Annotated in this window: 19 protein-coding genes; 15 read left to right on the top strand and 4 right to left on the bottom strand. The window is 34.5% G+C overall.

Annotation, left to right across the window (positions count from 1 at the left end; genetic code table 11):
• Positions 1–249 precede the first annotated feature (249 nt).
• From H3S73_RS06270 to dld, 13 genes are all read left to right on the top strand, one after another.
• On the top strand, positions 250–612 hold the full coding sequence (locus tag H3S73_RS06270; protein ID WP_198236146.1) for a hypothetical protein: 363 nt from the start codon (positions 250–252) through the stop codon (positions 610–612).
• A gap of 62 nt (positions 613–674) precedes the next feature.
• Positions 675–2,843 (top strand): hypothetical protein, encoded by a 2,169-nt coding sequence (locus H3S73_RS06265; protein WP_198236145.1) that lies wholly within the window; start codon positions 675–677, stop codon positions 2,841–2,843.
• A 434-nt stretch (positions 2,844–3,277) separates the two neighbouring features.
• The gene (locus H3S73_RS06260; RefSeq protein WP_198236144.1) at positions 3,278–4,159 is read left to right on the top strand and encodes a hypothetical protein; all 882 of its coding nucleotides are present in this window, start codon (positions 3,278–3,280) and stop codon (positions 4,157–4,159) included.
• Between the two features lie 548 nt (positions 4,160–4,707).
• Positions 4,708–7,437, top strand: coding sequence for a type VI secretion system Vgr family protein (locus H3S73_RS06255; RefSeq protein WP_198236143.1), 2,730 nt, complete (start codon positions 4,708–4,710; stop codon positions 7,435–7,437).
• Positions 7,438–7,456: 19 nt separating this feature from the next.
• Positions 7,457–9,715, top strand: a complete 2,259-nt coding sequence (locus H3S73_RS06250) for a M23 family metallopeptidase (RefSeq protein WP_198236142.1) — start codon at positions 7,457–7,459, stop codon at positions 9,713–9,715.
• Entirely contained in the window at positions 9,716–10,714 is a 999-nt protein-coding gene (locus H3S73_RS06245) for a hypothetical protein (protein WP_198236141.1), read from the top strand.
• Positions 10,715–10,863: 149 nt separating this feature from the next.
• Positions 10,864–11,304 (top strand): hypothetical protein, encoded by a 441-nt coding sequence (locus tag H3S73_RS06240; RefSeq protein ID WP_198236140.1) that lies wholly within the window; start codon positions 10,864–10,866, stop codon positions 11,302–11,304.
• Positions 11,305–12,309, top strand: coding sequence for a hypothetical protein (locus H3S73_RS06235; protein ID WP_198236139.1), 1,005 nt, complete (start codon positions 11,305–11,307; stop codon positions 12,307–12,309).
• A gap of 52 nt (positions 12,310–12,361) precedes the next feature.
• Entirely contained in the window at positions 12,362–13,357 is a 996-nt protein-coding gene (locus tag H3S73_RS06230) for a hypothetical protein (protein ID WP_198236138.1), read from the top strand.
• Between the two features lie 148 nt (positions 13,358–13,505).
• Positions 13,506–13,946 (top strand): hypothetical protein, encoded by a 441-nt coding sequence (locus H3S73_RS06225; protein ID WP_198236137.1) that lies wholly within the window; start codon positions 13,506–13,508, stop codon positions 13,944–13,946.
• The gene (locus H3S73_RS06220; RefSeq protein WP_198236136.1) at positions 13,947–14,945 is read left to right on the top strand and encodes a hypothetical protein; all 999 of its coding nucleotides are present in this window, start codon (positions 13,947–13,949) and stop codon (positions 14,943–14,945) included.
• An 88-nt stretch (positions 14,946–15,033) separates the two neighbouring features.
• Positions 15,034–15,921 carry a hypothetical protein gene (locus H3S73_RS06215; RefSeq protein ID WP_198236135.1) on the top strand — a complete coding sequence of 296 codons (888 nt, stop codon included), beginning with the start codon at positions 15,034–15,036 and terminating at the stop codon, positions 15,919–15,921.
• 1,246 nt (positions 15,922–17,167) lie between these two features.
• Positions 17,168–18,883 carry a D-lactate dehydrogenase gene (gene dld, locus H3S73_RS06210; protein ID WP_065737446.1) on the top strand — a complete coding sequence of 572 codons (1,716 nt, stop codon included), beginning with the start codon at positions 17,168–17,170 and terminating at the stop codon, positions 18,881–18,883.
• 127 nt (positions 18,884–19,010) lie between these two features.
• On the opposite strand, the gene mutS is transcribed toward dld, so the two are convergent.
• Complete coding sequence (gene mutS / locus H3S73_RS06205) at positions 19,011–21,569, bottom strand: DNA mismatch repair protein MutS (protein ID WP_198236134.1); 2,559 nt, start codon at positions 21,567–21,569, stop codon at positions 19,011–19,013.
• A 929-nt stretch (positions 21,570–22,498) separates the two neighbouring features.
• On the opposite strand from mutS, the gene gapA reads away from it, so the two are divergent.
• Positions 22,499–23,494: a glyceraldehyde-3-phosphate dehydrogenase gene (gene gapA, locus H3S73_RS06200; protein ID WP_025315031.1), complete on the top strand. Its 996-nt coding sequence runs from the start codon at positions 22,499–22,501 to the stop codon at positions 23,492–23,494.
• A gap of 156 nt (positions 23,495–23,650) precedes the next feature.
• Here gapA and H3S73_RS06195 read toward each other — a convergent pair whose 3' ends face one another.
• The 3 genes from H3S73_RS06195 to yjgA all read right to left on the bottom strand — a co-directional run bounded on the left by H3S73_RS06195 (position 23,651) and on the right by yjgA (position 25,400).
• Positions 23,651–23,860 carry a cold shock domain-containing protein gene (locus H3S73_RS06195; protein ID WP_065619463.1) on the bottom strand — a complete coding sequence of 70 codons (210 nt, stop codon included), beginning with the start codon at positions 23,858–23,860 and terminating at the stop codon, positions 23,651–23,653.
• A gap of 406 nt (positions 23,861–24,266) precedes the next feature.
• Positions 24,267–24,797, bottom strand: a complete 531-nt coding sequence (ppa, locus tag H3S73_RS06190) for an inorganic diphosphatase (protein ID WP_025315033.1) — start codon at positions 24,795–24,797, stop codon at positions 24,267–24,269.
• A 66-nt stretch (positions 24,798–24,863) separates the two neighbouring features.
• Positions 24,864–25,400 (bottom strand): ribosome biogenesis factor YjgA, encoded by a 537-nt coding sequence (gene yjgA, locus H3S73_RS06185; protein ID WP_198236133.1) that lies wholly within the window; start codon positions 25,398–25,400, stop codon positions 24,864–24,866.
• A 77-nt stretch (positions 25,401–25,477) separates the two neighbouring features.
• Between yjgA and pmbA the strand changes: the two genes are divergently transcribed.
• Positions 25,478–26,830 carry a metalloprotease PmbA gene (gene pmbA, locus H3S73_RS06180; protein WP_198236132.1) on the top strand — a complete coding sequence of 451 codons (1,353 nt, stop codon included), beginning with the start codon at positions 25,478–25,480 and terminating at the stop codon, positions 26,828–26,830.
• Positions 26,831–26,832 lie beyond the last annotated feature (2 nt).

The raw sequence follows: 26,832 nt of genomic DNA, 5'->3' as shown, positions 1-26,832 counted from the left end.
TACAATTGCAGATACTTTTAAAAATGAACTCAAATATTATAAAAAAGTAAACTTGCCCTATTGCTCTAAGTTTTTATAAAAATTCTATTACTAGGCGGAATATAGATTATTTTCGTCTTCTGATTTTCTATATAACCATCTATTAGAGAAGACTTTCATAATACTTGGTTATCAAATTATATTAGCAATAATCAATTCAACACATTGAAAAATAAAAAAATTATAAAAATATTGCAGGGAATTTTAAAAGTGAACGTAAAGGGCATAGCGGTATATGAAACTGCTGATGACAAACAAAAATTGACTTATTTACCACTAAAAGCAACATTTGAATTAGATGGGCAAGAAAACGGATACGCTAAAATTCGTAAGATTAAAGATTGTCATGTTCCAAACTTATTAAAAGAAAATGACAGTGAAGACGCAGCGCATAAAGGTTATGTCAAAGTAACCTCACTGACTTCATTCACATTTAAACCTGAAAAATTCAATGACATTGTGGTATTAAAATCGCCGATTGCAATTTCAAGTGGCGATTTTATTGGTTCGGGCATAATCAACTCAAAAAAGATCGTTTTAATGAGCCTACACAAGCATCTATATCCACAATAAAACGACCATCAGATACAAAATTACCGCAACTGTTACATGTTGAATTATTTACCTGTGATGATTTGCCAGCATTTATTACCAAAACACGAGAATTAGCCGATAATTTACCCGAGAGTAAAAAAAACCTAATTCTGATTGAAAAAGGTGCAAGATTAATACAAGCATCAAAAGCAGATGGAAAATTAAATTCAGGATTAGGAATAAAGTTTACCAGTGATAAAGATAGTTATTACGTTAAAATTAATCTGGAATATACTTTAAATTCATGGGAATACTTTTCTGAAAATAATCCGATAACAAAATCTATCTTTAATAATAACACGAAAGAAATTGATGACAGGCTATCTGACGAAAATAGAGAAATCATTCTAACACACTACCATAAACATCAGTTAGAAAATAGATATAGTAAAATTTATCCACAGTTAACCATGTCCGATATTCCGGATAAGGTTGAACTTGTTGAAGTTGATCACAATAGTTCATCTGTCAAAATACGTTTTTGTGTGAATTCTAAACATTATTGGATAGCATCAAAAGATGTCTCTCACTTATTTGGACAAGATGGAACACTCAATACCGCGATTCCTTATTGGAATAATTTTCCGTTATCACTTGATAAGTTACCTCCTGCAACCAAAGATAACACGGTACATTTTCCACGAACGGTATCATTAGATTCATTAAGTAATGAGAATTTAATCACTATAGAAGACGAAAGCACGGATTCAATTTGGGTAAAAGTCACCGCAGGAAATGAAGAGCGTTGGTCAATAACAGGTTGGGTAAACATCAAAAAAGATGCTCAAGAGCACGTTAAACGAATCCGCCCATGGCATTGGCAAGGATTTGAGACAGTAATCGAAAAAGCTTCTGTGGGAGAATTTTATACTAAAATAAACGATAACCGAGCAGGAACATTAGATATTAAAGAATACACTGATTCAATGAAAGCTTTGCATAAAATCTTAATTGAATCACTGTTATATTCTGTTCAGCGAAAAAAAGGACTGCCACCTTTTACTGTTGAATTTCTGAAAGATGGTCTACGCAATAGTTGGATAGCCGAAATGATAGGTCACTTAATAATAAAATATGAAAGTGAATGGTATGCAGACGAAGCGCTAACTAAATTGAAAGAAATAGATGATTTATTTGATAAAGAAACACATAAACAAAAAAAATTAATTGAAAAATGGTTAGATGACAATAACATAACCATGCCTTATAAGCGAAACTCAGCGTTAAACAGTGTTGATGAAGCACACGAGGAAACCAAAATATATTGGCAACTGGAAAAAGAGCAACGCATTAAACCCTCCCTTTGGTGGCGAGAAGTAGCACAATCTCAAGCAACCCAATCATCAAACAACCAAACACCACAAACACCGGCACTAAGCAACCTTTCTGCTGATGGTAAAGCATGGTTTATTCATCCAGTGTCAATAATGGGTAGATTTATAAGTCCAGGTATAGTGACATATCATATTTACCACGATGGAAAAATTGAAAAACATATACCACTGGAAATATCGAAAGGCTACGAGCAAAAATATAAGTATGTTTATCATGATGAAAAGAATAATGAACATGAAATATGTATTTGTGATTGGCATACTACTAAGGAAAAAGCAAATGGTGTAGTAATAAGCGCGCCGAATAGAAAAGATCCAAATATTATTGAATATAAAGAAAATTTAAAGGAAGGAAATACCCAAAAAAGAGTTAAATTTAAAAATGGAGATATTGCAGAATATGGTAAGCATCCAAAAAAAGGCTTAATTTGGCGACGATATAAAGCATTGAATAAAAGTGTTGAAATAGTTAGGATGCCAGATGAAATCAATTACAGTAAAGGTAATGTTAAAGTTAGATATAGTTTTTCAAATACGAAAAGACGTTATACAGGACCAAGTGCTTTAGCCGGTTTTATTGGTGCTTTAGCTGAAACAGGTTTGCATTTAACAACTACTGGTAGTTGTTTTGCTGAGGGGTCCTGTTTTCCTAGTGCTGAACATGTAAATGGAAAAAGCGTTGATACTCTTTATTTAAATGATAACGATGAACAAAAATTTATTAATGCCATGCATAAATTTAATTTTAATAAACAAAGAACGGGGAAAAATAAGAAAAAATTTGATAATGCAATACAAGATTTAGATGGAACTCTTCATGATGACCATTTACATTCAGAATTTAAAGCAGGTTCGATAAAGGAAATAATATTATGAAAAATTTCAATTAAATACCAATTATTCTATTAGTTACAATACTCACTGGTTATAACATAAAACAGTCGATCCTCAGACTAATGATAAAGAAATTTTAATAACCAATTTATATTCTGGAAAAAAATTAATAACAAGTAAAAATTGTGTATTATCCGTAAATAGAATTTGTAAAAAAAATAATGGCAATATATAACTCTCTTCCGAGCAAGTAAGTCGGATTTGCAAGAATGAAAATCATTAAAAAACTTTAAATATCATAGAGAAAATTTGCAATCTATTCAAACGCCACTTATTCAAAATAAGAAAAGGATTAAAAAATGAAATACTCACATTATCTAGTACCACTTTGTTTACTATTTAGCACTTACTGTTACAGTCAGCACTATCAAATAGAAGACAAGTATCGTGGCGACCCCTTTTTTAGGAAAATCGACATGAATAAATTAGAAAAAGATTGTACTTATCCACAAAATTATTGGCAATTAAACGAATTAGAACGAAAAGAAATATATAAGTTTTGTCCTTTTAATAAAAATAATCTCAAATTTGATTTAAAAGAGTTATATAAATTTATTTATAAAGATCCTGTAATCATCTATAACGGACAAGATTTTCAACTGACATTAAGTATGTCAAAAAGTAATGATATTGAATCTGATAGTACTATTTTTGGAGGTGATATATTTTTATCAATAGTTAAAGATAATATTGTAAAAGATAGGATTTATTTGGCTAATAATCATATTTCTTTTCCTGATTTTGATTTTCTTGCAGTAGGTTACCAACATTATTTTATATCCCCAGAGGGAGAGGTAAATACATTATATTTGATAGAGGATGAAGAAGGTATTTCTCCAATGTTTTGGAAACACTATAAAATTGATAATCAAAAAATGAAGTTTGTACTTCAAGATATGTTAGTCAATGTTACAGATGGTGTACAATATCAAATCATTTATCCAAATCAATTTAATATTATTTCGAATAAACCAGTCACAAAAATCGATTCACAAGAACTTAAATCATGTGAAGATGAATATGACAAAGAAGAATATCATAGTTGCTATATAGATGTTTATAACCATTACAATAGTAGATTAAAACAAAAAATTAACTTATTGAATAAAAATAACAATACAATAAAAAAATCTTATTTAAAATTACAGCAAAACATGGCTTCAAGTTGTTTAGAATTACCACCTCCAGTTTCTGGTGATAGGGAAAATACCGATCCTTATTTATCTAAAGTTATGTTTTGTTTAATTCAAAATTATAAACAAGAAATAGCCAATATTGAAAAACAACTCGCTCACTAGCCAGAAAGTTGGATTTGGAAGAATAACATAAAAAAGTTAGATGATTACAAAGTAATAGTTGTGATTTATTAAAACGCAATAAAATCCTATTTATTATTCTATTGATATTTTAAAATATTTTTAACCATTGTGGTGTCAGTTATTTTGTCAAAAAGTTTCAGGTTATGGGTATGTTTGAGTCAAATGAAATTTTTTATACAAAATCTTAAAAAATATCCTACAAAGAACTTAATAAAAAATCTGCAAAATCCAAATTCTATTAATCCTTTTTTGATCATGCTTAAGTAACAAATTTTTAATGATATTTTATTAATATAATTAATAATATCAGTAAGTTATGCATGTAATTTGATTTAAAAAAATACTAAAAAAAGATTGCAAAAAACGCAAAAAAAGGTATTTTATAGACTTCTTAGATTATTTTTTATCACAGCTTTATTCAAACGTTTTATTTCTAACGAATTTTCAAATAATCAAATTGTTAGTGAAAAATAATCCTAAATACTTATTAATAATAAATAATTCAATAAAACACATTTGCAGTGCACATGAAATATATCGAGGATAACATGGATAAAGGACTAACCAATTTGGTGAATCAGTTGGGTAATGATTTAAGTCGTGGTTTAAAGCATGGTTTGGTTAATGGAGCTGGTCACAATCGCTATACGTTAAATATTGATGGTTTGTCTGCTGAGATTTCAATTTTACAGGTTGAAGGCAATGAGCAACTTAACCAGCCTTGGCATTACATGATTACTTTCACCAGCTCGGATAAACAACTTTCTGTTGAGTCATTTCTTAATCAAAATGCCCGTTTGAGTTTTAACCCCGCTAATTCTAGCAGTTTAAGCGCCTTTGCAACTCAAGGACTTAATGCCCTTAATTCCTTAACTTCGGCTAATCCATTAGATGCATTAAAACAGTCTGAGCCATTAAAACAGTTAGATAAACTTAAACAATCCAATCCACTTGATTCACTTAACTCTTTAACTCAGTTTAATCCGCTTAATCCGTTAAACTCACTATTATCTCAAGGTGGCTCCCGTACTCTTTATGGTGTGATAACCCAGTTCAGTCAATTATCAGTCAGTAATGATGAAGCCCGTTATCAGGTTGTCTTATCCTCGCAATTAGCCAAACTGGCATTAAGTCATAACTGTGCTATTTTTCAGAATCAAAGCGTTATCAGTGTGGTTGAAGAGGTCTTGCGTGGTCATGGTTATACCGGGATTGATTATCGTTTAGCACTTAAAGAGCAATACCCTGAACGTGAATTTATCACCCAGTGGCAGGAGAGTGACCTTGAGTTTATTCAAAGACTGCTTGCGGATGTGGGGGTCTATTTTCGGTTTGAAACGCATGGTGAACATAATTGTGATGTGATGGTCATCAGTGATTATGAACAAGGTTATCAGCAGGTGGCTGATATTGTGTACAAACAACCGAGCGGTACACTGGATAACGGCGTTGAAAGTGTCTGGGATATAACCTTACACAGTCAGATGGTGGAATCATCGGTACAAGTACAAGATTATAACTACCGCGATGCGCAAGCTAATTTACTGGGTGAAGTTAACAGCCAACAGAAAGATAACACCACTTACGGTACTGATTACCGTTATGATGAGCACTATAAAGGATTAAATAGCAATGGTGACAGCAATAATGGAATTGATAGTGACACCAACAATAATGATGATGAAAACAGTGGTGATATTGATACCGACGATAGTAATGGCAATAATAACGATAATAGCAGTGATATTAGCACTCATTCTGGTAATGCGAGTAATGGTGTTGAAAGTGGAGAATGGTATGCCCGCATTCGCCATGAACACGCCATTAGCCGTCAAATTGTTATTCGGGGTAAAAGTAATCAGGCCAATTTAGCTCCGGGTCAACATATCCGCATCAAAGGCAGTACGATTGCCGGAATAGATGAGGGGGTAATGATATTAACGGTGCAAGGACAGGGAAACCGCAGTGAGGCTTATGAACTGAGCTTTACCGCCATACCTTACCAGCCATTAAAACCTTACCGCCCGGAGCCGATTCCTTTTCCGACTATTGACGGCACTTTACCGGCACGGGTGACCAGTCCGAATAATGACACGTATGGTTATATTGATACACAAGGGCGCTATCGGGTTAAGTTTAACTTTGACTTAAAAGAGTGGCGAAACGGTGAAGAGAGTTTATGGTTAAGACTGGCTAAACCGTATGCGGGCAGTACCTATGGTTTTCACTTTCCACTGATTGACGGCACAGAAGTTGCGGTAGCGTTTACTAACGGTAATCCGGACCGACCTTATATCGCACATGCGATGCATGACAGTCAACACCCTGACCATGTGACCACCATAAACAAACACCGTAATGTAATTCGTACCCCTGCTAACAACAAACTGCGGATGGATGATAAACGCGGACAAGAGCACATCAAGTTAGCAACCGAATACGGTAAAACCCAGCTTAACATCGGGCATTTAGTAGACCAAAACAAAGAGCAGCGTGGTGAGGGATTTGAACTGCGCACCGATGAGTGGGGAGCGATTGCTGCCAATAAAGGTTTATATCTGACCAGTCAGACCGAGCCTAAGGCACAGGGTAAACAACTTGATATGCAAGCTGCCATTACCCAGCTTGAAAATGCGTTATCAATTGCCAAAGCACTGCAAAATGCAGCAACCTCATCTGAAGCTCATGGTGCGGATACCGACAGTCAAGAGCAACTTAAAGCGACATTAACCCAATTAGCCCAAAGTGGCATTATTGCTTATGCACAAGAGGGCATCGCTTTAACCAGCCCGGAAAACATCCAACTGTCAACGTCAAACAGTGTATCGGTGACCAGTGAAAACCAAACTGACATTAATGCGTTAAAAAACATAACCGTCTCATCCGGTGAATCCATCGGTCTATTTGCCCATAAATCAGGAATGAAAGTCTTTGCTAACCAAGGTGATGTTAACGTGCAGGCGCAAAATGCCAACCTGAATATGGCTGCCAAGCAAGATATTAAAATAGACAGTGTGGATGGTGAACTTAGAGTAAGCGCATGTGAAGATTTGACGTTAATGTGTGGAGGTTCATACATCAAACTTAGTAGTGCAGGGATTGAACTGGGCACGGCAGATAATGTTTATATAAAAAGTAATGCATTGCAAAAAATGGGGCCTAACACACTCGAATGCGAGAAACCTAACTTTACAAAAAATGAACTTGAACTGTCTCTAGTGCATGTAAAAAATCATTATTTTAGTTTTTCAGTATAATTGATAAAGGAATAGTAGAATGATTATAAGTCCTCCTTTTTTACCAGATGCGAGAGCAAATGAGTCAGATGAAACTTTTGTTAGTCGTGCAATGACACCGGCCTTAACCGGCAAATTTCCTGTAAGTTTTGAGATGCAATGGCATGGAGGAATACATTTACAAGCACCTGATTCGGATAGTCCAGTCAGAGCCATCGCGGATGGAAATATTGTCTATTTAAGACAACCCACCGCTAGGCCAACTAACCCAACCGAGCTGGGAGAGCATCCTCTTTATGACCCTAATAAAGGATGGACAGATAATGGTTGCATCGTTATAAAGCATCAAACGGAAATTGGCGAAAATATTACAGTGACCTATTACTCGATCTATATGCACCTAAATCGTATAGAAAACGATTTAAAACAAGGTAATAATATATATCGTAAAGCAAAGCTTGGTGGTGCCGGTCAAATTTATGGACAAGATAACCTTATTCATTTTGAAATCATCGCTGCTGATGATCAAATAGAAAATATTATTGGTTCAATAACCTTAAATAGAAATGGCGCTAACTACTATACCAACCGACAAGGACATATTACTCATTACATTAACCGACATGGTAGAACAAGCAGCTGTTTCGGAAATATGTATTTTTATTTACCAGCCGATACTCCAACCTACAATGGAGTTCATAATACAAGCCATTATACACATACCGCTACAGGTGATACATTAGGACAAGCGCTCTATTTAGAGATGAAATACCATAGTGGTAATTGTACTTTTACCGCTTATGATGAAAATGGTACACAAATAGGCCAACCTGTTACTACAAATGGCGATAGTCCAAGAGGAAGTGTTCATGAGTACAATCTTTTTGACCAATCATCAAAAATTTGTTCCTCTATGCCAACGGCAGGTTATGAACTATTACGTTTTGGCAGAATATTAGGCACAGAAACAGCTCAAGATACCCCAACACATTATCGACAAATACCTACTGCCAGTGGCAATACTTGGGTCAATCTTAATACTGAGGCAATCAAAAAATACAGTGATGCGGATTTTCCTTTCTGGAAAGGTTGGAGTGTTGCAGATGATGATACTAATAACGATAGTCGTTGTGACTCTGAAATTGTCAGAACAATTTTAGATAATGGTACCGCTGGCTCTTTTGCTCGTTTAACAGATGCACAAAAGCAAACACGTTTAACTGAAGCCTCTATTCAACAAAAATTACAAAAAATATTCTATAAATTTCCAACCGAATGGCAAAATGCTAATTTCGAAGAACGATTTGGATGGATTAAAAATCCTACAAATCAAGGCGGTAGAAACCAGACAGATGAACAATTCACATGGTTTCAAAACCATGTACAAGCGATGACATTTTGGGAACAAGCCAATATAGGTATAGATGCAAATCATTGGCACTGCCCGCCCATTGAATTTATTAAGCATTTTAGAAAATGTGGATGGCTAAGTGAAAGTGAGCTTAAACAGTTAGTTCCTACATATGCCATTAGAGGGAATAATTGGGAAAGAGTCTTTCCGTCTAATCAACAAAGAAATGATCTTAAATTGAATATAAATAAGATGTTAAGAAAATATTGCATCAATACGCCATTAAGAATGGCTTGTTTTTTTGGTAATGCAATTCAAGAATGTCGTTGGTTTAGAGCATTAGATGAAGATAGCGGTGACTTACGTTGGTATTATCCTTGGCATGGTAGAGGTTTATTGCAACTCACTCAGCCTTACAATTACAAGTATTATTGGCAATTTAGAGGTCGAGATATTTCACAAGAATTTGAGACCTTGATAGCTGAGCATAATGTAGTAGAAAGAATGGACCATAATCTAAGATATGCAAATCGAGATAGATTTCAAGATATACAGTTTCCAAACTTAAATCAGTATTTTATATGGCGTGAGGAAGTGACTAACCAAGCCAATATTGACCCAACCGATTCGGCAGGTTTTTATTGGATTAAGAACAGTATGGCAAAATATGCCGATGAAACACACACTTTAGAACGAGTAACCATTAATGCAGTAAGAAATCAGGGAACAAAGGTCTATTACCGAAGCTCTGCATTTTGGCGTGCCACTGCTAAGGTTAACTTACCTGCTGTAATTGATCACACTTATGACCGCCGTTTAAGTCTTTTTGATCAACGATGCTCTGTTTATGGTAATTGTTTAGCGGTATTAACCGAGATGAAGTTTCCTGATGCAACAAATAACTTAACCTTAGAGTTTCCAGAAGGTTATGAAAGGAGAGAAATGTAAATGATTAAAAAAACCTTTTATTTATTAAGTTTATTGATAACTGTTTTTCCTGTTTATGCTCAACAAATTAAGCAAGAAAGAACCATTCCTAGCATTGATCCATTTGCCTCTGGTTACTTATCAACAAGTTTGTTAATTAATCCATGTTTGGATATTAGCTCAATAGAGAACTATGATAGTGATGGTTACACTACTAGGATGGTCGATGAAGCAAAAGCAGCATATCCAGCTAATACGTGCAATAACTCTGCATTAGCAAATAAGTTATTTAAGGCACGCTTTCTTCAATATTCAACGATTACTTTAGTCGATGACCCTTGGAATTTAGATATTAAAATTGTTGAGCAAAATAAGTTGATATCACAGTGTAAGGATACCGCTTGTTTAGATAAAGCATTGGATACCATTATTAGTCAATTATATCCTCTGTATATCAGCATTCCCATCCACCGCCCACCAACAAGTGGCCAATTATGCAATGGTAAAGTTGATTTGGCTAGTGATAAAAAAATGGACATAGTTATTAAAAAATTAGTGGCGAGTTTAAGTACTGATGATAACTGTGGTAGTGAAGATCTTTCAGCTTATGGAAGTTATTCTTACGATGAGGATAAATCTAAACCTTATACTAATGTGCTTTTTGATATATGCAAAGCGAATGTTGGTGACCTGTTTATTGCGGAATGTAAAGTTTTTGGTAATCAGGCTAATACACAAACATGGATTTATTTATTAAAACCCAATATTGAACCTAAACTACTATTTAATTCTTATGAAGGTCCTTATTATCTATTAGATTCCACTTGTAATGGTATGCCAGATCTTATGACGAGTGGTAGGTATAGCATGGGAGAGCATCACACTGTTTATTATCGCTATAATGGTCAACAATATGAAGCTACATATAGTTATATGCAAGTAGGTATTGGCCGTGATGATAATGGTAATAGTATGTCAATTGCTGATCTTATTGAAAAAAAAGAAATAATTTGCAAATGAATAAATAAAAAAGATATTACCCTTGGCATGGTAGAGGCTTATTGCAACTCACTCAACCTTACAATTACAAGTATTATTGGCAATTTAGAGGTCGAGAGATTTTGCAAGAATTTGAGACCTTGATAGCTAGGCATCATGAGGTAGAAATCATGAACTATAGACAAAGAAAAGCGAATCGAGATAGATTTCAAGATGCAGAGTTTCCAAACTTAAATCAGTATTTTACATGGCGTGATGAAGTGACTAACCAAGCTAATATTGACCCAGCCGATTCGGCAGGTTTTTATTGGATTAAGAATAGTATGGCAAAATATGCCGATGAAACACATACTTTAGAGCGTGTAGCCGTTGACGCAGGAAATCAGGGAACAAAGGTCTATTATCGAAGCTATGCATTTTGGCATGCCTCTGCTAAGGTTAACTTACCTGCTGTAATTGATCACACTTATGACCGCCGTTTAAGTCTTTTTGATCAACGATGCTCTGTTTATGGTAATTGTTTAGCGGTATTAACCGAGATGAAGTTTCCTGATGCAACAAATAACTTAATCTTAGAGTTTCCAGAAGGTTATGATAGGAGAGAAATGTAAATGATTAAAAAAACTTTTTATTTATTATGTTGCTTGATAATTGTTTTTCCTACTTACGCTCAACAAATTAAGCAAGAGAGAGCCATTCTTCGTATTGATCAACTTACCTCTCCTTACTTATCAACAGCTTTATTAATTAATCCATGTTTGGATATTAGCTCATTAGAGATCTCTGGTAGTAATGATTATAGTTATACTACTAGAATGGTAAATGAGGCAAAAGCAAAATATCCAGTTAATACGTGTAATAATCCTGCATTAGCAAATAAGTTATTTAAGGCTCGCTTTCTTCAATATTCGACGATTACCTTAGTCGACGATCCTTGGAATTTAGATATAGAAATTGTTGAACAAAATAAGTTGATATCACAATGTAAGGATACCACTTGTTTAGATAAAGTATTGGATACCATTATTAGTCAATTATATCCTCGATATATCAGTATCCCTACCAAGTTTGAATCAGCAAGTGACAATTTATGCATTAGTGAGGTTGATTTGGTTAATGATAAAAAAATGGACTTGGTTATTAAAAAATTAGTAGCAAGTTTAAGTACTGATGATAACTGTGGTAGTAAAGATTTTTCAGATTATGGAGATAATCCTATCGATGAGGATAAATCAAAACCTTATACCAATGTGCTTTTTGATATATGCAAATCGAACGTTGGTGACCTGTTTATTGCGGAATGTAAAATGTTTGGTAATCAGGTTAATACACAAACATGGTTTTATTTGTTAAAACCCGATATTGAACCCAAACTACTATTTAATTCTTATAATGGTCCTTATTATCCATTAGACTCGACTTGTAATGGTATGCAAGATTTTATGATAAGTGGTAGGGCTAGCTTGAGAGAGCATCAAATTGTTTATTACCGTTATAATGGTCAACAATATGAGGCTGCATATAGTTATATGGAAGTAGGCATTGGTCGTGATGATAAGGGTAACGATATGGCAGTTGCTGATCTTATTAAAAAGAAAGAAATAATTTGTAAATAAATAAAAAAACGAGAGTACATTTGGCAGGAAATAATTAAGGAGAAATGTTTAAATGATAAAAAAAACTTTTTATTTATTAAGTTTATTGATAATTGTTTTTCCTGCTTACACTCAACAAATTAAACAAGAGAGAACTATTCCTAGTATTGATCAAATTGCCCCTCCTTACTTATCAACAACTTTGTTAATTAATCCATGTTTGGATATTAGCTTATCAGGCTTTGATGATAGTGATGATGATACAATTAAGATGGTCGATGAGGCAAAAGCGGCATATCCAGCTAATACGTGCAATAACCCTGCATTAGCAAATAAGTTATTTAAGGCGCGCTTTCTTCAATATTCGACGATTACCTTAGTTGATGATCCGTGGAATTTAGATGGAAAAATTGTTGAGCAAAATAAGTTGATATCACAGTGTAAGGATACTGCTTGTTTAGATAAAGCATTGGATGCCATTATTAGTCAATTATATCCTCTGTATATCAGTATTCCCATTGATCGCCCACCAACAAGTGGCCAATTATGCAATGGTAAAGTTGATTTGGCTAGTGATAAAAAAATGGATTTAATTATTAAAAAATTAGTAGCAAGTTTAAGTACTGATGATAACTGTGGTAGTGAAGATCTTTCAGCTTATGGAAGTTATTCTTACGATGAGGATAAATCTAAACCTTATACTAATGTGTTTTATGATATATGCAAAGCGAATGTTGGTGACCTGTTTATTGCGGAATGTAAAGTTTTTGGTAATCAGGCTAATACACAAACATGGATTTATTTATTAAAACCCAATATTGAACCCAAACTACTATTTAATTCTTATAATGGTCCTTATTACCTATTAGATTCCACTTGTAATGGTATGCCAGATCTTATGACGAGTGGTAGGTATAGCATGGGAGAGCATCAAATTGTTTACTACCGTTATAATGGTCAACAATATGAAGCTGCATATAGTTACATGCAAGTAGGTATTGGCCGTCATAATAACTCTATAGTCATTGCTGATCTTATTGATGATAAAAAAGAAATAATTTGTAAATGAATAAATAAAAAAGATATTACCCTTGGCATGGTAGAGGTTTATTGCAACTCACTCAACCTTACAATTACAAGTATTATTGGCAATTTAGAGGTCGAGAGATTTCGCAAGAATTTGAAACCTTGATAGCTAGGCATCATGAGGTAGAATCATGGACTATAGACAAAGAAAAGCGAATCGAGATAGTTTTCAAGATGCAGAGTTTCCAAACTTAAATCAGTATTTTACATGGCGTGATGAAGTGACTAACCAAGCTAATATTGACCCAGCCGATTCGGCAGGTTTTTATTGGATTAAGAATAGTATGGCAAAGTATGCCGATGAAACACACACCTTAGAGCGTGTAGCCGTTGACGCAGGAAATCAGGGAACAAAGGTCTATTATCGAAGTTCTGCATTTTGGCATGCCTCTGCTAAGGTTAACTTACCAGCTGTAATTAATAATCTTTATAGCTCTACTTTAAATGGTTTCGATCAACGTTGCTCTGCTTATGGAAATTGTTTAGCGGTATTAACCGAGATGAAGTTTCCTGATGCAACAAATAACTTAACCCTAGAGTTTCCAGAAGATTATCCAAGGAGAGAAATGTAAATGATAAAAAAAACTTTTTATTTATTAAGTTTATTGATAATTGTTTTTCCTGCTTACACTCAACAAATTAAACAAAAGAGAACTATTCCTAGTATTGATCAAATTGCCCCTCCTTACTTATCAACAACTTTGTTAATTAATCCATGTTTGGATATTAGCTCAATAGAGAACTATGATAGTGATGGTTACACTACTAGGATGGTCGATGAAGCAAAAGCAGCATATCCAGCTAATACGTGCAATAACTCTGCATTAGCAAATAAGTTATTTAAGGCACGCTTTCTTCAATATTCAACGATTACTTTAGTCGATGACCCTTGGAATTTAGATATTAAAATTGTTGAGCAAAATAAGTTGATATCACAGTGTAAGGATACCGCTTGTTTAGATAAAGCATTGGATACCATTATTAGTCAATTATATCCTCTGTATATCAGCATTCCCATCCACCGCTCACCAACGAGTGGTCAATTATGCAGTGATAAAATTGATTTGGCTAGTGATAAAAAAATGGACTTAGTTATTAAAAAATTAGTGGCGAGTTTAAGTACTGATGATAACTGTGATAGTGAAGATCTTTCAGCTTATGGAAGTTATTCTTACGATGAGGATAAATCTAAACCTTATACCAATGTGCTTTTTGATCTATGCAAAGCGAATGTTGGTGACTTGTTTATTGCGGAATGTAAAGTTTTTGGTAATCAGGCTAATACACCAACATGGATTTATTTATTAAAACCCGATATTGAACCTAAACTACTATTTAATTCTTATGAAGGTCCTTATTACCTATTAGATTCCACTTGTAATGGTATGCCAGATCTTATGACGAGTGGTAGGTATAGCATGGGAGAGCATCACACTGTTTATTACCGCTATAATGGTCAACAATATGAAGCTACATATAGTTATATGGAAGTAGGTATTGGCCGTGATGATAACGGTAATAGTATGTCAATTGCTGATCTTATTGAAAAGAAAGAAATAATTTGTAAATGAATAAATAAAAAAACGAGAGTACATTTGGCAGGAAATAATTAAGGAGAAATGTTTAAATGATAAAAAAACTTTTTATTTATTAAGTTTATTGATAATTGTTTTTCCTGCTTACACTCAACAAATTAAGCAAGAGAGAGCCATTCCTCGTATTGATCAAATTGCCCCTCCTTACTTATCAACAACTTTGTTAATTAATCCATGTTTGGATATTAGCTTATCAGGTTTCAATGATAAAGATGATAATATTATTAGGATGGTTAATGAAGCAAAATCAAAATATCCAGCTAATACGTGCAATAACTCTGCATTAGCAAATAAGTTATTTAAGGCACGCTTTCTTCAATATTCGACGATTACCTTAGTCGATGACCCTTGGAATTTAGATATTAAAATTGTTGAGCAAAATAAATTGATATCACAGTGTAAGGATACCGCTTGTTTAGATAAAGCATTGGATACCATTATTAGTCAATTATATCCTCTGTATATCAGTATTCCCATCCACCGCTCACCAACAAGTGGTCAATTATGCAGTGATAAAATTGATTTGGCTAGTGATAAAAAAATGGACTTGGTTATTAAAAAATTAGTGGCGAGTTTAAGTACTGATGATAACTGTGGTAGTAAAGATTTTTCAGATTATGAAGATAATCCTATCGATGAAGATAAATCTAAACCTTATACCAATATCCTTTTTGATATATGCAAATCGAACGTTGGTGACCTGTTTATTGCGGACTGTAAAATGTTTAGTAATCAGGTTAATACACAAGCATGGATTTATTTATTAAAACCCGATATTGAACCCAAACTACTATTTAATTCTTATGAAGCTCCTTTTTACCCATTAAACTCTATTTGTATGGTATGCCAGATTTTTTTACAAGTGGTAGGTATAGTTCGGCAGAACATCAAATTGTTTATTACCGCTATAATGGTCAACAATATGAGGCTGCATATAGTTATATGGAAGTAAGCATTAGTAATGGTGATGATGATATGATGATTGCTGATCTTATTGAAAAGAAAGAAATAATTTGCAAATGAGTAAATAGAAAAGATTATACTGAATTGATCCTTGCCAAAATATTAGACAGTATTCACCTCTATAATATTGTTTAGGTAGTCGGTTTTTCATATTACTGCGACATATCCAGCCATTGGTTGAATGACGACAAATGTAATGATAATAGATTTGTCATTTTGATAAATGTTGATGGTAATAAAATGTTATGTGGTTTAGGCATTGTTCAAGAGTGAAAGTATAAGAGTGATATTAAGAGGGACTATGAGGATATGATAAAAAAATTTATTGAGTCTATTTATAAAATGTAGATTAAACTGTGTAAAACTTGAATGCAGGCACTATAGAAAGAAAGTAATTATTCATAAAAAGTACTTTTTTAATAATGTAATGGTATAGACTCCTGAATATTTTTTACAAAAATAATTTTAACTTATTAATATAATTATTTTTTTATATTAATCTAAATGTAATTATTAGATATTTCCTAAATTCTATTCAATATCTTAGTAATACTTTTAAAAAGTATTTTTTGCCATTGTGTTGTCAGTTATTTTGTCAAAAAGTTTCAGGTTATGGGGATGTTTGAGTAAAATGAAATTTTTTGATATAAAATCTTAAATAATCCTCAATACTAAATCCATAAAATCCAAGATCTGTTAATCCTTTTTTGATCATGTTTAGACCAAATTTTAATTATATTTTGTTGGCAAAATTGAATATCGGGAGTTAACTCAAAATCACAAGATTGCGTGATTTATTGCAGTGAAAGTTAGCAAATCTATCTAAATATAACTTGGTAACTGCTATTTATGAAAAAAGATAATAGGGGATAAGTATGTTTTATAAATGACGGTTTATTGGCTAAGAGAATTGTTTTATAAATTTAGTCATCTTAAAAATTAGGGTAAAATTTTTGATATTTTTTGTTATGTGATTACAACGTATCAGCCTGAATACACTTTTTAATTAGGCAAAGTTTTTTAAGCTAACCTGATTATCATTACGATTGTCTTGTTTATCGATAACGATAATATTTTTTATCAACATTTTTGGATTCATCTGTTCATTTTGTCTTTTATTTTCTCCTTTTTCTTTAATAGCACAATATGTATCTATTTTATTTATTTTAGCGGTTATAAAATAATCAATTGCAATTTTGGGTGATCTTCTAATTTTTTATATAGGAAAAAAGACTATGAACAGCAACGAAACAACGGCGTTTATTGAAAAACTACAATCCATTGTGGGCAAGAAACATACATTAACCGATCCTGCACGTACCTTATTTTACCGTCAAGGTGCTCGTTTTGGTAAAGGCGATGCGTTGGCGGTGGTTTTGCCCGGAACGCTTGTTGAGCAGTGGCATGTATTAAAAGCGTGTGTGGAAGCTGATGTCATAGTGATCACTCAATCTGCAAATACTGGATTAACAGGGGGATCAACACCAGACGGTAATGATTATGATCGCCCAATTGTAATTGTTAGTACTCGTCGTTTGGATGGCATTAATGTTATCGAAAATGGCGAGCAGGTGGTCTGTTTACCTGGTAGTACGTTGTTTCGTTTAGAAAAAGAGTTGAAAAAATATAAGCGTGGTCCGCATTCGGTCATTGGTTCCTCTTGTATTGGGGCGTCGGTGATGGGGGGAGTATGCAATAACTCAGGAGGCGCACTGATTCAGCACGGGCCTGCTTATACACAAATGGCGGTATTTGCTCAGCTTGATGCACAAGGTAAGTTGCAATTGGTAAATCATTTAGGAATTGAATTAGGTAATGATCCCGATACCATTTTGCAAAATCTTCAAAATCATAATTATTCCGATAAAGATATTCAGCGAGATGCTGGTTTGGGGCATGATCATGATTATTGCGATCATGTGCGTCAAATCGATGCTGATACACCAGCAAGGTATAACGCTGATCCAGCTCGTCACTATGAGGCTTCAGGTAGTGCAGGGCGGTTGATGGTATTTGCTGTTCGGTTAGATACGTTTCCTTTAGAAGAAAATACGGCGGTATTTTATATAGGAACGAATAATACCAATGAATTGGATGATATTCGCCGTCATATTTTAGGACAATTTAAAAATTTGCCCGTATCGGGAGAGTATATTCATCGAGATGCCTTTGATATAGCGGCAGTATATGGTAAACATCTGTTTTTGGCGATTCAAAAGCTGGGCACTGATACCATACCAAAGATGTATGCATTAAAGAATTTTGTCGATCGAATAATGAGTAAAATTCCTTGTTTTTCTGGTAGCTTTTCCGATAAATTCGCAGTAACGGTATGTAAATTATGGCCAAATCATTTGCCAAAATCTCTGCGTGATTATCGTGATCGTTATGCGCATCACTTGATTTTAAAAATGTCAGATGAAGGTATTGCCGAAGCTGAAGCATTTTTGAAATCTTACTTTGATAATAGTTCAACCGCTGAAAAACGTGATGGCAGTTATTTCCGTTGTAATAATAAAGAAGCGGAGGCTGCAATGTTGCACCGTTTTGCCGTTGCTGGCGCAGCTACAGTGTATCGTAATGTACATACCAAAACGGTTGAGGATTTAGTGGCGTTGGATATTGCTTTACGACGCAATGATAAAGATTGGTTCGAAACGTTACCTGAAAGTATTAGTCAGCATTTCATCTATAAATTGTATTATGGTCATTTTTTCTGTTCTGTATTCCATCAAGATTATATTGCTAAAAAAGGTACTGATTGCAGTAAAGTGGAAGAGGAGATGTTAGCTATACTTGATCAGCGTGGAGCACAATATCCAGCAGAGCATAATGTTGGGCATTTGTATCATGCTAATGAGGATTTGAAAAAATTCTATCATGCGTTAGATCCAACTAATAGCTTTAATCCAGGAATAGGTAAAACATCTAAGAAGAAATATTGGCAGTGATAATCGGGCAGATTTTATCTGCCTTAATATTCCCATTATTGGGAAATGCTATAGTGATAACGAGTCTAATAAAATGTTACCCAATGTTTAGCATTGGGTATGTATCATTTATTAATTCAATATAGTTTTAAAGCATTTTCTTTAATTGATATAACACTTCAAGCGCTTGTTTTGGTGATAAAGCATCAGGATCAATCTGTTTGAGAGTCTCTTCAACTTCTGATGGTTCGCTTATGGTCTCAAAGCTCAGTTGTGATTGGTCAACGTGACTATTTGCTGCTTGTTTTGAAATGATTTCAAGCTCTTTTAGCTTTTGTTTGGCACGTTTTAATACCTGTTTGGGTACACCTGCTAATCCTGCCACCGCAATACCAAAACTTTTACTGGCAGCGCCTTCAGATACTTCGTGGATAAAGGCCACCGTGTTGTCATGTTCTATGGCATCAAAATGAATGTTATAAACACCTTGCATATGCTCAGGTAATTGAGTTAATTCAAAATAATGGGTAGCAAAGAGCGTCATCGCTTTGATTTGGTTTGCTAAGTTTTCAGCACATGCCCAAGCTAAAGATAGCCCGTCATAAGTTGAAGTACCGCGTCCAATTTCGTCCATTAGCACTAGACTTTGTTCAGTGGCATTATGCATAATATTAGCCGTTTCAGTCATTTCGACCATGAAAGTTGAACGGCCTGATGCTAAATCATCCGATGCACCGATTCGAGTAAATATGCGATCAACCGGTCCAATGGTTGCTTGCGATGCAGGTACAAAACTACCAATATAGGTGAGTAAAACAATTAAGGCTGCTTGGCGCATATAAGTACTTTTCCCACCCATATTTGGCCCAGTAATAATTAACAATCGTCTGTCAGGCGATAATTGCAGGGAATTGGCGATAAATGGGGTTTGTAATACTTGTTCAATCACCACGTGTCGACCATCTTTTATATTAATTCCGGCTTTATCTGCAAGCATTGGTTGCTGATAGTTTAATGTTAACGCTCGTTCAGCAAGGTTAGTGAGTACATCAAGTTCAGCGATAGCATCGGCACTCAGTTGCATATCGGCAAGCTGTGGCATAAGTAAATCAAATAATTCATCATACAACTGTTTTTCAAGTGCTAAAGCACGACCTTTTGAGGTGAGGACTTTATCCTCATACTCTTTAAGCTCTGGAATGATGTAGCGCTCAACATTTTTAAGCGTTTGGCGTCGTGTATAGTGAATAGGCGCTAAATGGCTTTGTCCTCGACTAATTTGAATATAATAACCATGTACAGCATTAAACCCTACTTTGAGTGTGTCTATACCTAAGGTTTCACGTTCTCTTATTTCTAATTGTTCTAGATAATTCGTGGCACCATCTGCAAGATTGCGCAGTTCGTCAAGTTCGGCATTGTAACCAGCGGCAATGACACCACCATCACGAATTATTACCGGAGGCGCTTCAACAATTGCTCGCGTTAAAATATCTGCAATGTGATCAAATTGGTTGATTTTAGCTCGCAAGCCAACTAAAGCTGGCGCACTCAGTTGGTTTAGTAATTGCTGCATTTGAGGCAGTAAGTTATATGCATCACGCAAACGGGCAAAATCACGTGGGCGAGCGGTACGCAATGCCAGCCTAGCTAAAATTCGTTCAAGATCGCCAATCAGTTTTAATAATGGTTGAATATCATCAATATGATTTTGTAACTCACTGATTGCCTGCTGACGGTTTTGTAATAAGGTTATGTTACGAATAGGGGCATGGAGCCAGCGTTTCAGCATACGGCTACCCATTGGGGTTTGGGTTTTATCTAAAATTTCAGCAACCGTATTTTGTGTACCTCCAGATAAATTTTCGGTGATTTCAAGGTTGCGCCGCGTTGCCGCATCAAGTACCACAAAGTCGAAAGCTGATTGTTTGATGATTGAACGAATATGCGGTAGGGCGGTGCGCTGTGTATCTTTCACATATTGCAGTAAACAGCCAGCTGCGCTAAGTGCATAACTGCAATCTTCCACCCCAAATCCGACTAAATCATTAGTACCAAATTGTAAATTAAGCTGCTGTTTAGCGGTTTCAAGATCAAAATCCCAAATTGGGCGACGTCTTAAACCGTTGCGTTGTTCAATCAAAGTCATTGATTGAAAATCTTCCGGATAAAGCAGTTCGACCGGATTGGTGCGCTGCAATTCAGCCTGCATTGACTCGTAACTTTCCGTTTCAAAAATAAAAAATCGTCCAGAACTAATATCGAGTGTGGCATAACCATAATGGTTTTTTGATTGCCAAATTGATGCTAATAAATTATCTTTCCGATCTTCTAATAATAATTCATCACTGACGGTACCCGGTGTGACAATACGGACAATTTTTCGCTCGACGGGGCCTTTAGTTGTCGCAGGATCGCCGATTTGTTCACAAATCGCAACCGATTCACCAAGGGAAATTAATTTAGCTAAATAGCTTTCAACCGCATGATATGGCACGCCTGCCATAGGAATCGGTTCACCATTAGAAGCACCACGTTTAGTTAACGAAATATCTAAAAGCTGTGAGGCACGCTTGGCATCATCATAAAACATCTCATAAAAATCCCCCATACGATAAAACAATAAGATATCGGGATTTTCAGCTTTTAACTTGAGATACTGTCGCATCATTGGAGTGTGGTTGTCAAAATTGTCTTCGTTTATCATGGCGGTATTTCTTTTTTATTTAAAGTTCAGGCGATTACTGTATTACACTATCTAACTTTCAACAAAATCTAAGATTTTGCTATTTTATGGTCGGTGACGGCAATAACGTTTAATTTGTGATATACCAAAAGGTATAATCAATAAAGTTTATGCAATTTAATTGTGTATTAAATCATAGATAATAAGCGGTTATTATAACCTATTATTTAGATGGTTTGTATAAATTCAAAATAGGTGGTAATAAGTTGATATTCTTGGTTGCCTTGTGCTTGCAATAGTCAGTTATATTGCCGAAAGTTATATTACAAAAGTTATAGTCACTAGGTCATTTTTTATCAGTTTAAAACTTCTGTTTTAGCAATTGTACTCAACAATCTTAATTTGAACTTTTTAAGTTGCATAATCAAATCCACATAAGGGTTTATCTGCTGATATAAAAAACCAAGCGTCAAGGTAGGTCGTTATGTTGTATAAACGTCAATACGAATTGCGCATTGTGAGATTTAAACTTTGAAAGTATTTTGAAAATCCTTACACATAATCTTCCCTTATTTATTTCAAATTTATCTTTACCATTGAAAGTGAAAAATTGAGCATTTAAACATAATTTTAAGCAATAATAAGCATATAGACTAATAAAATACATAATTTATGCAGTATAAAGTGAACGATGGTCATGTAGTTAAGTCTGCCGTTACTATGGTTTTAATTTTAGGTACTATTTTTTGCTTATTTATTTTGTTAGGTCAAATGTTTTGAATAAGTAAATGATTTTATTGCTAATCATCTTATTCCAGTAATTTTCTGTTAAAACTATTTAATGAATTCATGTCTAAATTGATCGAATGATCTTGAATAAACCGTTAAAATTTGATAGCTTACAGCAAAGATTTTTTACATTTAAAAACACAAAAAAGAAGGTAATTGTTATGACAATCAAAGTAGGTATTAATGGTTTCGGCCGTATTGGTCGTATTGTTTTCCGTGCTGCTCAAAAACGTTCAGACATCGAAATCGTTGCTATCAATGATTTATTAGATGTTGAATATATGGCTTATATGCTTAAATATGACTCAACTCACGGTCGTTTCGACGGTACTGTTGAAGTTAAAGATGGCAAATTAGTCGTTAACGGTAAAACTATCCGCGTTACTGCTGAAAGAGATCCTGCAAACTTAAAATGGAACGAAGTAGGTGTTGATGTTGTTGCTGAAGCAACAGGTCTTTTCTTAGATGATGCAACTGCTCGTAAACACATCCAAGCTGGTGCTAAGAAAGTTGTTTTAACTGGTCCTTCTAAAGATAGCACTCCTATGTTCGTAATGGGTGTTAATGATAAAGACTACGCTGGTCAAGATATCGTTTCTAACGCTTCATGTACTACTAACTGTTTAGCGCCTTTAGCTAAAGTTATCAATGATAACTTTGGTATCGTTGAAGGTTTAATGACTACTGTTCACGCTACAACAGCTACTCAAAAAACTGTTGATGGTCCATCTCACAAAGATTGGCGTGGTGGTCGTGGTGCTGCTCAAAACATCATCCCATCTTCAACTGGTGCAGCTAAAGCTGTAGGTAAAGTTATCCCTGAATTAAACGGTAAATTAACTGGTATGGCTTTCCGTGTTCCTACTCCAGACGTTTCTGTAGTGGATTTAACTGCGCGTTTAGCTAAACCAGCTAAATACGAAGATATCTGTAAAGCTATCAAAGCAGCATCTGAAGGCCCAATGAAAGGCGTTCTTGGTTATACTGAAGATGCAGTTGTTTCAACTGACTTCTTAGGTGAAGTTTGTACTTCTGTATTTGATGCGAAAGCAGGTATCCAAATCAGCGATACTTTCGTGAAACTTGTTGCTTGGTATGACAACGAAGTAGGTTATTCTAACAAAGTATTAGATTTAATCGCTGTAGTTTCTAAATAATAGAAGCAATTCATAATTATTTCAATAAGCGGCCTTTGGGTCGCTTTTTTATTACAAGATTGTCATCAATTTATAAATGTACAATTTATAAATGCAATAAAAAGCCCATTTGGTTAAATGGGCTTTTGCATTCAAACTAATAAAGAAATTAGTTGGTTAGATAACAACAACTTCAGCTGCTGCTGGTCCACGAGGGCTATCTTGAATAGCAAATTCGACTTGTTGACCTTCAGCTAAAGTTTTAAATCCGTCGCCGGAAATAGCTGAGAAGTGAACAAATACGTCTTTACTACCATCGGTAGGGGTTATAAAACCGAAACCTTTACTCTCGTTAAACCATTTTACTTGGCCAGTTTTCTTATTCATTTACTAGACATCCTAACAATAATTAATAATTTGCCTTTAAGGCACGAATAGACCTTCACTTAGTATTATTAATTCAACTCAAAACTAAAAATATGATTAACATTACATAAAAAAAGTTAATCGTTTTCATAATAAAATACTGCGTTATAAGTCTGCTACTATTACCGCATAAATTATAATCGAAAGCAAGGTTTTAATGACAATTTTTTAATCTTAGAGTGCCGTTTTATATAAATTTTTGTTTAAAATCAACTTAATTTGATATAAAACAATTTAAACATGACAAAAAATTATATTTATTTCGAAAGTCAAAGTTTACACTAAAAAAAAGAGTCACTAACTATTTTTTAGCGACTCTTTTTTTAACGTTTACTTAATATAAATTTTGTAAATTTTTTAGTTAAGTCTATTTTTTGTTAGCTCTTTCGAAAGATTCGATAATTTCTTTACGAGCCGCATCTGCGTTTTCCCATCCATCAACTTTAACCCATTTACCTTTTTCGAGTGCTTTGTATTGTTCGAAAAAGTGTTTGATTTGAGATTTAAGTAATTCTGGTAAATCTTCAACATCTTTAATATGGTCATATTCTTTTGAAAGTTTAGTATGTGGTACCGCAACTAATTTAGCATCTTCGCCCGCTTCGTCGGTCATTTTTAATACGCCAACTGGGCGACAACGAATAACTGAACCTGGTTGTAATGGGTACGGAGTTGGGACTAATACATCAACAGGATCACCATCAAGAGATAATGTGTTATTGATATAGCCATAGTTACAAGGATAAAACATAGCTGTTGCCATAAAGCGGTCAACAAATACTGCGCCAGTATCTTTATCTACTTCATATTTGATTGGATCTGCATTGGCAGGAATTTCAATCACAACATAAATATCATCGGGTAATTCTTTACCAGCTGGTACATTTAAAAGTCCCATTTTTTGTATCCTCTATCTAGATTAATAATAGTTTAGTTCATCAGTAATGAGCGTACATTATAAAACTTATTCTGTATCGCTCAATTTTTTTAAATATTGAAAAATTTGTCTTGCTGTTTTAGGCGGCTTATTGGATTGTAACTCTTTTTTGGCTAAACGAGCTAAAGTACGCAGTTGTTGCCTGTCAGCATTTGGGTATAAACCAATAATAGTTTCTGCATCACCCGTTTCAATAAGTTCATCGCGCAATTTTTCTAATTTATGAAATATTGCTACTTGTTGATTATGGCGATTTTTAAGTTTGTTTAGAGCAAGGGTTATCGGTTCGATATCACGATTGCGAAGCAACTTGCCAATATATTGAATTTGTCTTCTATAACCTTCTTTTTTGATTTTTTGCGCTAATTCGATAGCGTAAAGTAAATCTTCATCAAGAGGAATTTTAACAATTTCATTTTTGCTTAGATTAACTAGCTCAATTCCGAGTTTTTTTAGTTCTTCAGCATCTCTTTTGATTTCGCTCTTACTGACATAAATGATCTCATCTTCGATCTCGTCGATAGTTAAGTTTGGCTCTTTGATTGTCTCTTGATTTTGATTCATATGATTTCTTTTGTTAACTAAAATGCAATTCTGGCTTATTATAACGTATCACTAGCAGAATTGTAGAAAATAATAAAATGAGTATAGAACAAATCAAGAAAGACGCTTTAACCCAAAAAGAAAATTTATCCGCTATTGTTGCCCATGCTATTAAGCAAGCTAAACCAAGAGTTGATTCGGTTGAAGTTTCGATTAATCAATCCACGGGTATAAGTATCAGCACTCGTATGGGGGAAACTGAAAACGTAGAATTTAATAGCGATGGTGCATTAGGCATTACGGTTTATCAAAACCAACGTAAGGGGAGTGCATCAACAAATGATTTATCCCCGCAGGCGATTGCCCAAACCATTGATATGGCCATCAACATTATGCAATATACTTCACCCGATCCTTATTCTGGTTTAGGTGATGTAGATTTGATGGCATTTGATGCTCCAGATTTAGATCTGTTCTATCCAAGTGATTTGAATGTCGATAAAGCCATTGAGCAAGCCAAACAAGCAGAAGAAGCTGCTTTAGCTTATCCCGAGATTATTAATAGTGATGGCAGTTATTTTGGAAGCCGTTATGGTATTTATATGTATGGGAATAGCTTAGGTATGTTGAATGGTTACTGTGCAAGTTCTCATTCTCTATCTTGTTCAGTTATCGCAAAACAAGATGAGCAAATGGAGCGCAATTATGCTTTCACTTCATCACGGGACATTGGCGATCTAAAATCACCCCTATGGGTCGGCCAACAAGCTGCCGAAAAAACGATTGCCCATTTAGGGGCGAGACAAATTGAGACCATGCAAGTACCTGTTCTGTTTTGTGCGGATGTAGCGGTCGGATTAATTAGACACTTAGTGAGTGCGATAAGTGGTGGTGCAATTTATCGTAAATCTTCGTTTTTGTTAGATAGTGTGGGTAAAACAATATTCCCATCTTGGTTAACTATTTTGGAAGATCCTTTCATTTTAAAAGGAATTGGTTCTTCACCATTTGATAGTGAAGGAACAAAAACCGTTAAACGTAATATTATTGAGCAGGGTATTTTACAAACTTATTTATTGAGTAATTACTCAGCCAGAAAATTAGGTCTAAAATCAACAGGACATGCTGGCGGTATACATAATTGGTTAGTCTCATCAAGTCAAACAGATGCAGACTTTAATGCAATGTTAGCCAAATTAGATAAAGGTGTGGTTGTGACCTCTTTAATGGGGGATGGTGTTAATTATGTCACGGGAGATTATTCACGTGGAGCAACTGGATTTTGGGTGGAAAATGGTCAAATCCAGTATCCAATCAATGAATTTACTGTTGCTGGTAATCTCAAAGATATGTATCAAAATATCGTGGCGATAGGGAATGATCTTGAAACAAGAAGTAATATTCAATGCGGATCAATTTTAATGGAAAACATAAGTATAGCTGGAAGATAATA

Source organism: Gilliamella sp. B14384G12 (genome assembly GCF_016101825.1).
Taxonomy (GTDB): domain Bacteria; phylum Pseudomonadota; class Gammaproteobacteria; order Enterobacterales; family Orbaceae; genus Gilliamella; species Gilliamella apicola_N.
Note: the sequence above shows the minus strand (reverse complement) of the source record. Positions and strands in the feature narration are given on the sequence as shown.